Origin of the sequence: Pseudomonas sichuanensis, assembly GCF_003231305.1 — a bacterium.
Lineage (GTDB): Bacteria > Pseudomonadota > Gammaproteobacteria > Pseudomonadales > Pseudomonadaceae > Aquipseudomonas > Aquipseudomonas sichuanensis.
In genome coordinates this window covers 62,892-76,796 of the sequence record NZ_QKVM01000013.1, presented here as the reverse complement: position 1 = coordinate 76,796, position 13,905 = coordinate 62,892, and the positions used below count along the sequence as shown (strand labels likewise).

The 13,905-nt window shown below is 63.8% G+C and carries 11 protein-coding genes; 5 read left to right on the top strand and 6 right to left on the bottom strand.

All coding sequences use genetic code 11. The annotated features are described in order from the left end of the window. Positions 1 to 32: 32 nt before the first annotated feature. Complete coding sequence (gene tadA / locus DM373_RS09315; protein ID WP_110993283.1) at positions 33 to 512, bottom strand: tRNA adenosine(34) deaminase TadA; 480 nt, start codon at positions 510 to 512, stop codon at positions 33 to 35. Further along, positions 512 to 1,894 carry a multicopper oxidase family protein gene (locus DM373_RS09310; protein ID WP_110993282.1) on the bottom strand — a complete coding sequence of 461 codons (1,383 nt, stop codon included), beginning with the start codon at positions 1,892 to 1,894 and terminating at the stop codon, positions 512 to 514. Before DM373_RS09310 ends, tadA begins: the two co-directional genes overlap by 1 nt. 209 nt (positions 1,895 to 2,103) lie before the next feature. Here DM373_RS09310 and DM373_RS09305 point away from each other — a divergent pair, with 209 nt between their 5' ends. Together DM373_RS09305 and DM373_RS09300 are read left to right on the top strand one after the other, a co-directional pair. Next, positions 2,104 to 3,984 (top strand): sulfatase-like hydrolase/transferase, encoded by a 1,881-nt coding sequence (locus DM373_RS09305; RefSeq protein WP_110993281.1) that lies wholly within the window; start codon positions 2,104 to 2,106, stop codon positions 3,982 to 3,984. A 43-nt stretch (positions 3,985 to 4,027) separates the two neighbouring features. Then, positions 4,028 to 4,501 (top strand): OsmC family protein, encoded by a 474-nt coding sequence (locus tag DM373_RS09300; RefSeq protein ID WP_110993280.1) that lies wholly within the window; start codon positions 4,028 to 4,030, stop codon positions 4,499 to 4,501. Positions 4,502 to 4,546: 45 nt separating this feature from the next. On the opposite strand, the gene guaA is transcribed toward DM373_RS09300, so the two are convergent. The 4 genes from guaA to DM373_RS09280 form a co-directional block, all read right to left on the bottom strand. Continuing rightward, positions 4,547 to 6,124 (bottom strand): glutamine-hydrolyzing GMP synthase, encoded by a 1,578-nt coding sequence (gene guaA, locus DM373_RS09295; protein ID WP_110993279.1) that lies wholly within the window; start codon positions 6,122 to 6,124, stop codon positions 4,547 to 4,549. A 77-nt stretch (positions 6,125 to 6,201) separates the two neighbouring features. Then, complete coding sequence (guaB, locus tag DM373_RS09290; RefSeq protein ID WP_110993278.1) at positions 6,202 to 7,671, bottom strand: IMP dehydrogenase; 1,470 nt, start codon at positions 7,669 to 7,671, stop codon at positions 6,202 to 6,204. Between the two features lie 86 nt (positions 7,672 to 7,757). Further along, complete coding sequence (locus DM373_RS09285) at positions 7,758 to 8,315, bottom strand: sugar ABC transporter ATPase (RefSeq protein WP_110993277.1); 558 nt, start codon at positions 8,313 to 8,315, stop codon at positions 7,758 to 7,760. Positions 8,316 to 8,365: 50 nt separating this feature from the next. After that, the gene (locus tag DM373_RS09280) at positions 8,366 to 9,124 is read right to left on the bottom strand and encodes a sulfite exporter TauE/SafE family protein (RefSeq protein ID WP_110993276.1); all 759 of its coding nucleotides are present in this window, start codon (positions 9,122 to 9,124) and stop codon (positions 8,366 to 8,368) included. 484 nt (positions 9,125 to 9,608) lie between these two features. On the opposite strand from DM373_RS09280, the gene xseA reads away from it, so the two are divergent. The 3 genes from xseA (at position 9,609) to leuA (ending at position 13,866) form a co-directional block, all read left to right on the top strand. Beyond that, the gene (xseA, locus tag DM373_RS09275; RefSeq protein WP_110993275.1) at positions 9,609 to 10,988 is read left to right on the top strand and encodes an exodeoxyribonuclease VII large subunit; all 1,380 of its coding nucleotides are present in this window, start codon (positions 9,609 to 9,611) and stop codon (positions 10,986 to 10,988) included. A 3-nt stretch (positions 10,989 to 10,991) separates the two neighbouring features. Next, complete coding sequence (locus DM373_RS09270; protein WP_110993274.1) at positions 10,992 to 11,819, top strand: M23 family metallopeptidase; 828 nt, start codon at positions 10,992 to 10,994, stop codon at positions 11,817 to 11,819. A 373-nt stretch (positions 11,820 to 12,192) separates the two neighbouring features. Continuing rightward, positions 12,193 to 13,866 carry a 2-isopropylmalate synthase gene (leuA, locus tag DM373_RS09265; RefSeq protein WP_110993273.1) on the top strand — a complete coding sequence of 558 codons (1,674 nt, stop codon included), beginning with the start codon at positions 12,193 to 12,195 and terminating at the stop codon, positions 13,864 to 13,866. Positions 13,867 to 13,905: the final 39 nt, after the last annotated feature.

Below are 13,905 nucleotides of genomic sequence, written 5' to 3'. Positions count from 1 at the left end.
GGGCCGGTACAGGCGACACAAGACTGCCAGAGCTACGCCTTCGCCCGCCTGGCCTTGAAGAACTCACTCAGAATCGCCCCACACTCCTGCGCCAACACCCCGCCCTCGACCATCACCCGATGGTTGAGAAAGCCCTGCCCGAAGAACTGCCCCTGGCTCTGCACGATGCCGGCCTTGGGCTCCAGCGCCCCGTACACCACCCGCGCCACCCGCGAATGGACGATCAGCCCGGCACACATGCTGCAGGGCTCCAGGGTCACGTACAGGGTGCTGCCCGGCAGCCGGTAGTTGCTGGCGGACTTCGCCGCAGCACGGATGGCAACCATCTCGGCGTGGGCGCTGGGGTCGCTGTCGATGATCGGCCGGTTGAAGCCCTGGCCGATCACCTGGCCATGCTGCACCAGCACCGCACCCACCGGCACTTCACCCAGGCTTGCGCCTTCGGCGGCCAGTTGCAGCGCCAGGCGCATGAATTCCTGATCGCGGCTGCGATCGATGATCTGTGGGCGCATCAGACCACCGCGATCGCGGCCATCAGGCCGGTTTCCATGTGGTCGATGACATGGCAATGGAACATCCAGGTCCCCGGGTTATCGGCCACCAATGCCACCTGGGCACGCTCGTTCTTGCCCAGCAGGTAAGTGTCGGTGAACCACGGCTCGACGATCTTGCGGCGATTGGACGCGATCACCTTGAAACTCATGCCATGCAGGTGGATCGGGTGCTGGTACTGGGTCATGTTCTTCAACTCGAAGATGTAGCTCTTGCCCTTCTGCAGCGTGGCGATCGGTCGGTCGGCGCAGGTCTTGTCGGTGATGTCCCAGGCCTGGCCGTTGATCTGCCACAGGCTCGGCGGCTTGCCGTTGTCGGTGTTCACCGAGACCTTGCCGACCCATTCGAAGTTGAAGTTGAGTTTCTCGGCATTGTCCAGGTCCGGCTCGGCAATCGGGTTGGCCGGCAGCGCCTTGGGCCAGTCGCCCGGCGCCTGGTTGCTGGCCACCGAGCGCAGGGTTCCCAGGCGCACGAAGCCGTCGCGCAGGGACACCTCCTCGCCCGCCTCGGGGATGCGGATGGCCAGGCAGATACGCATGCCCGGCCCGAGCCAGTAATCGTCGTCCAGCGGACGCGGCGTGACCGGGTTGCCATCGAGGGCGTAGATCATCGCCTCGCAGTTGCCCTTGAGGTTGAGGCGGTAGGTCCAGGTGTTGTCCAGGTTAAGCAGGCGCACCCGCACCACCTGCCCGGCCGGCAGCTCGGTGACCGAGTCGGGCTGGCCATTGATGGTGATCAGCCGGCCCGCGGTGCCGTTGCGGGCAGCTTCGCGCGGCACGCTGAAGGGCATCCAGGCGCCCTGCTCGTCGACATGCCAGTTCTTCAGGCTGAGGGTGCGCTCGTGCTGGAAGCCGGTGGGTTCGCGTTCCTCGACGATCAGCGGGCCGACCAGGCCACGACCGAGCTCCTCGGAGCTGCTGACGTGCGGGTGGTACCAGTAACTGCCCGCATCCGGCACCTTGAACTTGTAGTCGAAGTACTCGCCCGGCTTGACCGGCAACTGCGACACGTAAGGCACACCGTCCATTTCCAGCGGCAGGCGGATACCGTGCCAATGAATCGTGGTTTCCACCGGCAGGTGGTTGATGAAGCGTACCCGCAACCAGGTGCCCTGACGCACCCGCAGCTCGGTACCCGGCGCCGACGGGCCGAAGGCCCAGGCCTCGGTCTTGAAACCCGGCACCAGCTCGACATCCAGGGGTGCGGCGATCAGCTCGTAGTCGTGCCCGGCGTTGTCATCCTCGACCTTGCCCAGCCAGTAGCGCGCTGCGCCCCCGGCGCCCAGGCCTACCACCACCAGGCCGGTCAGGCCCTTGAGCATTTGTCGACGGGTAAAGGACATCGGTGCGGGTACCTCGTTTCTGCACAATCAGCACACCGGCAATGGCCGGCGATGAAGGGCGAATACGATACACCTGCATTTGCGAAATATTAAGTGAAGTCTTGTCGCAGCCGCGTATAACGCCACCCCGGGGCTTTCTTGCCCAAACAGGGACGTGCTGCTTAAGTGATGTCATTGGCCTGTGCAGGGACTCGGGGGAGCGAAGCGCCATGGAGCGAAGAAACCATCTGCTTGAGGTTGCGCTGCTGTTTGCCGTTGCGCTGCTGCTGGTGCCGAAGATCATCCTGGTCAGCTACTTCTCCAACCGCTGGATCGACACCGACCTTGCCAGTATTGCCCTGTACCTGTTGCAAGACCTGCTGCTGGCGGGCCTGGTCTATCTGGTCGCTGTCACCACGCTGCGCAGGCACAGGTACAACTTTTTCCTGGTCAGCATCCTGTGCGGCGCCTTGCTGCTGTTCCTGCTGATAGACATGCGCGTCAGGGAGCTTTGGCTCAAACCGCTGGACTGGTCGCTGATCCAATACAGCCTCGAGAATGCCAGCAACCTGACGTCGGGGGCGCCGGTATTCCTCAACCAGCTGGCAGGCTTTGGCCTGACCTTCCGCTTCATCGTGTTCGTGCTGTTCCTGGCTTACCTGGCCACTTGGGGGCTGGTGGGCCTGGCCACCTACCAGGCGCTCAAGCGCCCGCCTGCCACGCCGGCAAGGGCGCGCACGCTGGGCTTGGTCGTGTTGCTGTGCGGCCTGCTGCTGGGGGCGGTCTTCGCCAAGGACGCCCGCTATGACCTGAACGACAACATCGTCACCCGCTCGCTGGTCTCAGCCCTGCAGAACGCCACCCAGGTGAATGCGAGCCTGCACCCCAACCTGCTGCCCTTCGAACAACCCGCTTACCCCGTGTCCACCATCAACACCCTGCGCAAACTTGAGACCGCGCCCACAGCAGACTTCAAGAACCTGGTGTACATCGTCATGGAGTCGGTGCGTTGGAACAGCATTTTCGGCGCCGAAGTCAGCACCGCCCAGCGCTTCCCCACCTTCGACAGGCTTTCGCGCGAGGGCATGCTGTTCAAGTCGTATGTGACGGTGCCTCATTCCTCCAAAGGCTACTACTCGATCTTCACCGGGCAACACGCCTACCCCGGCGTTGAAATCAAAGAGGCGATGCCCTTGCACCAGCCCGGCGTGATCCATGAACTGGTGCAACGAAAGAACATGCAGGCCGTGGCCTTCAGCTCACTCTTCCTGCAGTTCGAAAACATGGACGGCTTCCTCAAATCCATCGGTGTTGCCAACGCCTATGCCGTCGCCGACATCGCGCCCGCCAACACACTGGCGCAGAACAACAGCAGTTTTGGCGACAGCGACGAGCTGCTGTACGCATCCAGCATTCCCTACCTGCAGGCCATCAGCAAAACCGGTAAAGGGTTCATCGCGTTGTACTTCCCGAGCGCCGCGCATTACCCCTACGACTGCACGGGCACTTCCGCCTCGCAGTCAGCGCTGGAAAAGTACGAAACCTGCATCGAGACCACCGACACCCTGATCGGGCAAATGCTCGAGGGGTACGACAAGGCGGGCCTGCTCGACTCCACCCTGTTCGTGCTGGTGGGCGACCATGGCGAGTCGTTCGGCGAACACGGGCTGTTCATTCACAACTCGTCCATGCACGAAGAAGAAGTGACCGTGCCACTGATCTTCTGGGCCAAGGGCAAGACCCTGGCCAAGCCGATTTCGACCACCAGCCAGCAGACCGACATCGCCCCCACCATTGCCGACTTCTTCGCGGTGGCCGACGCGCCGTTCAACGTGCAAGGCATCAGCTTGCTCAGGGACCACGGCAAACGGGTGTTTTACATGTCGACGTTCTTCGACCAGTTGTCTTCTGCACTGGTGGAGCACCCGTACAAGTACATCTACGAATACAGCCCGGATACCCTCGTGCGCTACCACCTCGAGGACGACCCGCAGGAAAAGAACCCTCAGCCGGTCGAAGGCGACGCGTTCACGGCCACGAAGAACCGCCTGCTGTCCTACGACGCGTACCAGAAGGCGCTGTTTGCAAAAGACCCCAAGCCACGCGAGTGATGTGCAATCATCCCCCGTCCATACGCACTCACAAGGAAGGGTCATGAAGGAACATACCTACGCGTTGACCGTGAACTGGACCGGCAATACCGGCCAGGGCACCACCAGCTACACGGCTTACCAACGGGACTTCAGTGTCGAGGCCCAGGGCAAGCCAGCGCTGCCCGGTTCGGCCGACCCGGCTTTTCGTGGCGACCGCAGCCGCTGGAACCCCGAAGACCTGCTGCTCGCCTCGGTATCAGCCTGCCACAAGCTGTGGTACCTGCACCTGTGCGCGGTGAACAACGTGAATGTGCTGGCGTACAGCGACAACCCCGAGGGCCGAATGGTCGAAGGCGATGGCGAACGCAAGGGGCATTTCACCGGCATCGTGCTGCGCCCGCAGGTGGTGGTGAGCAATGATTCGGATCCGCAAGTCGCCCTGCGCCTGCATGAAGACGCCCATCACGAATGCTTCATCGCCAACTCGGTGAACTTCCCGGTGCGTTGCGAGGCGGTGATCAACCGCGAGGGCTGAGGCCAGATACGACAAGGGCGCCTTGCGGCGCCCTTGTGGCTCAACTTATTCCCACTCGATAGTGGCAGGCGGCTTGCTCGACACGTCGTAAGTAACGCGCGAGATCCCCTCGATTTCGTTGATGATACGGCCGCTGACGGTCTCCAGCAGCTCGTACGGCAGGTGCGCCCAGCGTGCGGTCATGAAGTCCACGGTCTCGACGGCGCGCAGCGCCACGACCCAGGCGTAGCGACGGCCATCGCCGACGACGCCCACCGACTTGACCGGCTGGAACACCACGAAGGCCTGGCTGGTCTTGTGGTACCAGTCGGCCTTGCGCAGTTCTTCGATGAAGATGTGGTCGGCGCGACGCAGGATGTCGGCGTATTCCTTCTTCACTTCACCGAGGATACGCACGCCCAGGCCCGGGCCCGGGAACGGGTGGCGGTAAACCATGTCGTACGGCAGGCCCAGCTCCAGGCCGATCTTGCGCACTTCGTCCTTGAACAGCTCACGCAGCGGCTCGACCAGCTTGAGGTTCATCTCCTCCGGCAGGCCACCGACGTTGTGGTGCGACTTGATCACGTGGGCCTTGCCGCTCTTGGCGCCGGCCGACTCGATCACGTCGGGGTAGATGGTGCCCTGGGCGAGGAACTGGATATTGTCCAGCTTGCTGGCTTCGGCGTCGAACACGTCGATGAAGGTGCGGCCGATGATCTTGCGCTTCTTCTCAGGGTCCGCTTCGCCTTCCAGGTTGTCGAGGAACTGCTTCTCGGCGTCGGCACGGATCACCTTGACGCCCATGTTCTCCTTGAACATGGCCATCACCTGGTCGCCTTCGTGCAGGCGCAGCAGGCCGTTGTCGACGAATACGCAGGTCAGCTGGTCGCCGATGGCGCGGTGCAGCAGCGCGGCAACCACGGAAGAGTCGACGCCACCGGACAGGCCCAGCAGCACGTTGGCCGAACCGACCTGCTCACGCACCTGGGCGATGGCGTCTTCGACGATGTTCGACGGGGTCCACAGGGCTTCGCAGCCACAGATGTCCTGGACGAAGCGCGACAGGATGCGGCCGCCCTGCTTGGTGTGGGTCACTTCCGGGTGGAACTGCACGCCGTAGTAGCCCAGGGCATCGTCGTACATGCCGGCGATCGGGCAGCTTGGGGTGCTGGCCAGCACGCTGAAGTTGCCTGGCATCTGGGTGACCTTGTCGCCGTGGCTCATCCACACGTCCAGGCCCAGTACGCCGTCATCGTCGACGTGGTCTTCGATACCGTCGAGCAGGCGGCTCTTGCCAACCACGTCAACGCGGGCATAGCCGAATTCGCGCAGCTCGGAACCTTCGACCTTGCCGCCCATCTGTTCGGCCATGGTCTGCATGCCGTAGCAGATGCCCAGCACCGGTACTTTCAGGTCGAACACGGCCTGTGGCGCGCGCGGGCTGTTGGCTTCGTGGACCGACTCGGGGCCGCCGGCGAGGATGATGCCGCGCGGGTTGAATTCGCGGATCGCTTCATCGTCCATGTCGAACGGGTGCAGCTCGCAGTACACGCCGATTTCGCGCACGCGGCGGGCGATCAGCTGGGTGTACTGGGAACCGAAATCGAGGATCAGGATGCGGTGAGCGTGAATGTCGAGGGCCATGACTTAATCTCGTCAGTGGAAATCGGAAACGACGCGGGGCTGTTTGTGACAGCCCCGTTCGGTAATTGCTGGAAGCCTTAGCCTACGCGGTAGTTAGGGGCTTCTTTGGTGATCTGCACATCATGCACGTGGGACTCGGCCATGCCGGCACCGGTGATCCGCACGAACTCAGGCTTCGTACGCATCTCTTCGATGGTAGCGCTGCCGGTGTAGCCCATGGACGAACGCAGGCCGCCCATCAGCTGGTGGATGATCGCCGACAGGGCGCCTTTGTATGGCACGCGGCCTTCGATCCCCTCGGGAACAAGCTTCTCGGCACCGGCCGAGGAGTCCTGGAAGTAGCGGTCGGAGGAGCCTTGCGCCTGCGCCATGGCACCCAGCGAGCCCATGCCGCGGTAGGCCTTGTAAGAACGGCCCTGGAACAGCTCGACTTCACCCGGAGCTTCTTCGGTACCGGCGAACATCGAACCCATCATCACGCAGGAAGCACCGGCAACGATGGCCTTGGACAGGTCACCGGAGAAGCGGATGCCGCCGTCGGCGATCAGTGGCACGCCAGTGCCTTCCAGTGCGGCGGCGACGTTGGCGATGGCGCTGATCTGCGGCACGCCGACACCGGCAACGATACGGGTGGTGCAGATCGAGCCCGGGCCGATACCGACCTTGACGGCGTCGGCGCCGGCTTCGGCCAGGGCCTTGGCAGCAGCGCCGGTGGCGATGTTGCCGCCGATCACCTGCACTTGCGGGTAGGTCTCTTTGACCCAACGCACGCGGTCGATCACGCCTTTGGAGTGACCGTGGGCGGTGTCGACCACCACCACGTCAACGCCGGCAGCGACCAGGGCGGCAACGCGCTCGCCGGTGTCCTTGCCGGTGCCGACCGCGGCACCCACGCGCAGGCGACCCTGGTCGTCCTTGCTCGCCAGTGGGTAGGCCTTGGCTTTTTCGATGTCCTTGACGGTCATCATGCCCTTGAGGGCGAATTTGTCGTCGACGATCAGGACTTTTTCCAGGCGGTGCTTGTGCAGCAGCTCGCGGACTTCGTTCTTGTCGGCGCCTTCGCGCACGGTAACCAGGCGCTCTTTAGGCGTCATCACCTCGCGGACCTTGGCGTCCAGACGGGTTTCGAAGCGCACGTCACGGGAAGTGACGATGCCCACCAGGTCACCGTTGGCCAGCACCGGAACGCCCGAGATGTTGTTCAGGCGGGTCAGGTCGAACAGGTCGCGCACGGTGGCGTCGGCGTCGATGGTGATCGGGTCCTTGACCACGCCAGCCTCGAACTTCTTGACCTTGCGCACTTCGCCGGCCTGCTGCTCGATGGTCATGTTCTTGTGGATGATGCCGATGCCGCCTTCCTGGGCCATGGCGATGGCCAGACGCGCTTCGGTCACGGTATCCATGGCAGCGGAAACAAGGGGAATGTTCAGCTCGATGCCACGAGTCAAACGGGTCTTGAGACTGACTTCATTGGGCAGTACCTCGGAATAACCAGGTACAAGGAGGATATCGTCGAAAGTCAGGGCTTCTTGGCTGATACGCAGCATCGCGGGGGCTCCCGGGAGGGAAAAATGGAAGCGCGCCATTATACTCATCCACGGCGCGCCGCTCAATGCAAAATAAGGGCCTTCGGTCAGCCTTGTGGCAGTTTTACCTGCACCACCGCCACCGGCTGATCGAGCCAGTCGGCAAAGCTGTCGAGGAAGGCCTGGGTAAACCCGGCCTCGCCCCAGTTGTTGAAGATGAACCCCAAGTTGGAAAAGGCACATGACTGCAGGTAAAGGAAGCCATTGATGTCGTCCTCGAAGCCGCACAACGGGCAGGTGAAGTTGTCGCTCACCCCCGGCGTCCACTCCTCCAGACTCTCGAACAGCGGCTCGCCGACCTCGCGCCGGCACTCCGGGCAGCCGGCTTCTTCGAGGAAACCGTCGGTGGGGGTGTAGATGCAGCGCTTGAGCACCACCTCAAGGCCGTTGACCTGCTCGCCGAAGGGCAGTTTCTCCGGGTGCAGGGCAACCTTGCGCGCCCCCTCGGCCAGGGCATGGCCCATGCGGTTGCCGGTACGCCCGCAGGTGGTCAGCTGCTCCTCGACGATCTTCTCGCGCACCAGCCAGCGCAGGATGGCCCTTGAGCGGGCTTCGTGGGACGGCACGCTGGACAGTTTGGGGACGATGATACTTTGGGTGTTCATGAACGAAACGGGCCTGCCGACTGCGGTAATGGCGCAATTCTAGCGCTTGCTCACGCGCTCAGGTAGCGACCGATCAACGCCAGGCCGCTGGCCAGCACCAGCCAGGTGACCAGGCGCACGAAGGCTTCGCGGGACAACTTCAGGGTCAACCGCCTGCCAACCCACAGCCCGAGGAACATCACCGGCAGCAGGCAGGCGGCGAGCAACAGCAGGTTGGTATCGGCATACACACCGGCAATCAGGAACAGCGACAGGCGCACGATCGTGCTGCAACTGATCAAGGCGCTCTGGGTGGCGCGCACCTGCTCCTTCACCTCCAGCCGGGCACTGAGGTAGATCGCGTACAGGAACCCGCCACTGCCGAACAGCGCGCCGAACAGGCCGCCCACCGTGCCCATCGGCACCGCCCACAGGCCCGACAGATTCGCCGGGCGTACCTTCACTGCCAGGCCGTAGATGGCGTAGGCCGTGACGAACAAGCCCATCAGCAGCAACAGCAGATCTGACTTCAGATGCAGCAGGAACACCACACCCAAGGTGCAGCCCACCGCCATGCACGGCAGCAGCCGCAGCAGTTCGCTGCGCACCACATCCCGGCGCGAAGGGAGCAGGTTGCCGAAGGCGGCGACGAAGTCCAGCAGCACCAGCAGCGGGATGATTCGCGACAGGGGCATGAAGTGGATCAGGACCGGGCCTGCGACCAGCGCGGTACCGAAGCCGGCAATGCCGAAGACGATGTAGGCGACGGCGATCGCCAGCAGGATGGGGAGCCAGTCAAGGGGGGTGAGGGAGAGTTGGGTTAGCGTCATGCTGGGGGCCTGGAGTCGTCCGTGGGAGTGTTTGTCGTGGAAATGCGGTGAGGCGAACAGGTGCAGGCCTTTAGGGTTATGGCGCCTATGAGATCGAGCGCCGCCCGCGCGGCGCATCGCGGCACAAGGCCGCTCCTACATCTGTTTCGGGCCAATTATGCCTGTGAAAGTACCGCTGCCCGCCTTGGTGCATGCCTCAAGCCTGGCGAAGCCTCAGCAGTGCCCACCTTAATACCGCGTCGTACCAACAAGGCGGACCAGGTAATAGCACAGGAGAGACTGGCCCGAAACAGATGTAGGAGCGGCCTTGTGCCGCGATGCGCCGCGCGGGCGGCGCTCGATCTCGAGAGCGCTGCAAACCTTCCGCCATGCACCTGTATGTCCTGATACAACCTCCCGCCATGCACCACCTGCCTCACACCCCACCCCACCGCAACAATCTCAACCCTGGCATCCCCCCACGCTCCCCCTTATCATGCCCCCCATGATCAAAGACCCTTTCGAACGACTCGGCCTGGACCGCGAGGTCCTCACCGTCAGCCAGCTCAACGGCCGCGCCCGGGTGCTGCTGGAAGACGTGTTCCGCAGCGTCTGGGTGGAAGGCGAGATCTCCAACCTCGCCCGCCCCGCCTCCGGCCACCTGTACTTCACCCTCAAGGACAGCGGCGCGCAGATCCGCTGCGCGCTGTTCCGCCAGAACGCCCTGCGCGTACGCCAGGCGCTGCGCGACGGCCTCGCGGTAAAGGTGCGCGGCAAAGTCTCGCTGTTCGAGGGCCGTGGCGACTACCAACTGATCCTCGACACCGTGGAACCTGCCGGTGACGGTGCCCTGCGCCTGGCCTTCGACGCCCTGAAGGAAAAACTCGGCGCCGAAGGCCTGTTCAGCACCGAGCGCAAGAAACCCTTGCCGGTGCATCCGCAACGCATCGGCATCATCACCTCGCCCACGGGCGCGGTGATCCGCGACATCATCAGCGTGTTCGGCCGCCGTGCACCGCAAGTCGAGCTGAACCTGATCCCCACCGCGGTACAGGGCCGCGAGGCCATCGCGCAGATCGTCCGCGCCCTGCAGTTGGCCGACCGCCAGGGCTTCGATGCGCTGATCCTGGCCCGTGGCGGTGGCTCGCTGGAAGACCTCTGGTGCTTCAACGAAGAAGCCGTGGCCCGCGCCGTGGCGGCGTGCGTGACGCCCATCGTCAGTGCCGTGGGCCATGAGACCGACGTGTCGATCAGCGACTTCGTCGCCGACGTGCGCGCCCCCACCCCGTCGGCGGCCGCCGAACTGCTGGCGCCCGACAGCAGCGGCCTGCAACAGCGCCTCGACAGCCTGCAGCGGCGTCTGTTGCTGCGCATCCAGAACCGCCTGGCCCACGACCGCCTGCGCGTCGATGGCCTGGCCCGGCGCCTGCGCCACCCGGGCGAGCGCCTGCGCCAACAGGCCCAGCGCCTGGATGACCTGGACATGCGCATGCGCCGCGCCTTCATGCTCAGCCTGCAACGCCGCCACGAGCGCCTGGGCCGGCTCGACACCCGCCTGGCCGCGCAACACCCCGGCCGTTCGCTGAAGCTGCTCAAGCAACGCCTGGACAGCCTTGGCGAACGCCTGCCACGGGCCATGCGCGAAGTGCTCAAGGACCGCCGCCAGCGCTTCCAGGCACAACTGCAGACCCTGCAGGTGGTCAGCCCGCTGGCGACCCTGGCCCGCGGCTACAGCATCCTGCTCGACGACCGCGGCCAGGCCATTCGCAGCGCCGCCCAGACCCACAATGGCCAACGCCTGACCGCACGCCTCAATGAAGGCGAACTCAAAGTGCGGGTCGAGGACAACCACCAGACTCCGGTCACCCTTTCGCTACTGGACTGACACATGCCCCGCCTGTTCGCCCCCCTGCTCGCCCTGTTCCTGCTGCTGCCGGTCACCGCTGCCCAGGCCAGCTACATCACCCGCACCCTCGACAAGCCGGTGCCCGGCGGCGTCGCGGTGGTCGACCTGGGCCCTGCGGCCAGCGCCCCGAGCGCGCGCTTCGACGGCAAGCCGGTGCTAGTGGTCAAGGAGCAGGACACCTGGCTGGCCATCGTCGGCATCCCGCTGACGCAAAAGCCCGGCAACGCCGTGCTCACCCAAGGTGGCCGCACCCTGCCCTTCACCGTCGGCAGCAAGAAGTACCCTGAACAGCACATCACCCTGAAGAACAAGCGCCAGGTCAACCCCGAGCCCGACGACCTCAAGCGCATCGACCGCGAACTGGCCGAGCAAGTGAAGGCCTACCGCAGCTTCAGCCCTACGCTGCCGAGCAACCTGATCCTCGACAAGCCGGTCAATGGCCCGCTGTCGAGCAAATTCGGCGTGCGCCGTTTCTTCAATGGCGAAGAGCGCAACCCCCACGCCGGGCTGGACTTCGCCGTGCCCGCCGGCACGCCGATCAAGACCCCGGCCAATGGCAAGGTGATCCTGGTGGGCGATTACTTCTTCAATGGGCGCACGGTGTTCGTCGACCATGGCCAGGGTTTCATCAGCATGTTCTGCCACATGTCGAAGATCGACGTTAAGCCAGGCCAGGTACTGCGCCGTGGCGAGGTGGTCGGCCGAGTGGGCTCGACCGGGCGCGCCACCGGGCCGCACATGCATTGGAACGTCAGCCTCAATGATGCGCGGGTGGATCCGGCGATTTTCATCGGTGCGTTCCAGCCCTGAATGGCCATCGCGGGGCAAGCCCGCTCCCACGGCTGCCACATTTCAACGTGGGAGCGGGCTTGCCCCGCGATTTGCGCAATAAAAAAGCATCGAGCAAAACAAAACCAACAAGATGCATTAATTCAGCAGAAAATCTCGATCAAGTTACTTTTTTAAGCATTCCTCTCAATTTTTTCACAGTGCTTGCCATCCCCCACCCCACTGGTTAGGGTTGAGCACATGAAAACCTTCAGCACCCTCATCCTTCTCCGACAACACCGCAGCCTCTGCCTGGTCAGTGCACGACTACCAGGGTGAATCGCGTCGCCTCGCCTTTTCATCTCGTTATCGTTTGGCAGGCCCGATTTCGGCCGCACATAAAAGGATTGCTTCCATGACCATGCTCAAAGACCCTTCGAAGAAATACCGCGCCTTCCCGACCATCGACCTGCCCGACCGCACCTGGCCGTCGAAAACCATCACCCAGGCGCCGATCTGGTGCAGCTCCGACCTGCGTGATGGCAACCAGTCGCTGATCGAGCCGATGGATTCGGAGAAGAAGCTGCGTTTCTGGAAGACCCTGGTGCAGGTCGGCGTGAAGGAAATCGAAGCCTCGTTCCCGTCCGCGTCGCAAACCGACTTCGACTTCGTGCGCACCCTGATCGAAGACGGCCACATCCCGGACGACACCACCATCCAGGTGCTCACTCAAGCCCGTGAAGACCTGATCGCCCGCACCTTCGAATCCCTACGCGGCGCCAAGAAGGCCATCGTCCACCTGTACAACGCCACCTGCCCGTCGTTCCGCCGCATCGTCTTCAACCAGGACAAGCAGGGCGTCAAGGACATCGCGGTCAATGCCGCCAAGCTGTTCGTCAAGTACGCCGCGCAGCAGCCGGAAACCCACTGGACCTTCCAGTACTCGCCAGAGACCTTCAGCGCCACCGAACTGGAATTCGCCAAAGAGGTGTGCGACGCGGTGATCGAGGTGTGGAACCCGACCCCTGAGCACAAGGTCATCCTCAACCTGCCGGCCACCGTCGAAGTCGCCACGCCGAACATCTACGCCGACCAGATCGAATGGTTCTGCCGCAATGTCAGCCGCCGCGACAGCGTGATCATCAGCCTGCACTGCCACAACGACCGTGGCACCGGCATCGCCGCCACCGAGCTGGGCCTGATGGCCGGCGCCGACCGTGCCGAAGGCTGCCTGTTCGGCAACGGCGAGCGCACCGGCAACGTCGACCTGGTGACCCTGGCGTTGAACCTCTACACCCAGGGCATCGACCCGCAGCTGGACTTCTCCGACATCGACGGCGTGCGCAAGGTCGTCGAGGAGTGCAACCAACTGCCGGTGCACCCACGTCACCCGTACGTCGGCGACCTGGTCCACACCGCCTTCTCCGGCTCGCACCAGGATGCCATCCGCAAAGGCTTCGCCAAGCAGCAGGACGGCGAACTGTGGGAGGTGCCATACCTGCCGATCGACCCGGCCGACATCGGCCGCAGCTACGAGGCGGTGATCCGCGTCAACAGCCAGTCGGGCAAGGGCGGCATCACCTACCTGCTCGAGCAGGAATACGGCATCAGCCTGCCACGCCGCATGCAGATCGAGTTCAGCCAGGTGGTCCAAGGCGAGACCGACCGCCTGGGCCTGGAAATGACCGCCAAGCAGATTTACACCTTGCTGCAGAAGGAATACCTGCAAGCCAATGCGCCATACGCGCTGGTCAGCCACCGCCTGCAGGAAGAGAACGGCAGCAGCCACGTGCAAGTGGAAGTCTCCGGTGAAGGCGAGACCACCCTGCATTGGCACGGTAAGGGCAACGGTGCTCTGGAAGCGCTGGTGGCCGGCCTGCCGGTGGCCGTGGAAATCATGGACTACAACGAGCACGCCATCGGCGCCGGCACCAACGCCAAAGCCGCGGCCTACATCGAGCTGCGCGTTGCGGGCGGTCGCCCGGTGCACGGCGTGGGCATCGACGAGAACATCACCACCGCCAGCTTCAAGGCCCTGTTCAGCGCGCTGAACCGCTCCCTGAGCCAACAGCAAGCCAAGGCAGCGTAAACCCGCCCTGCTCGCCTGCAAACCCGCATCCTCGGATGC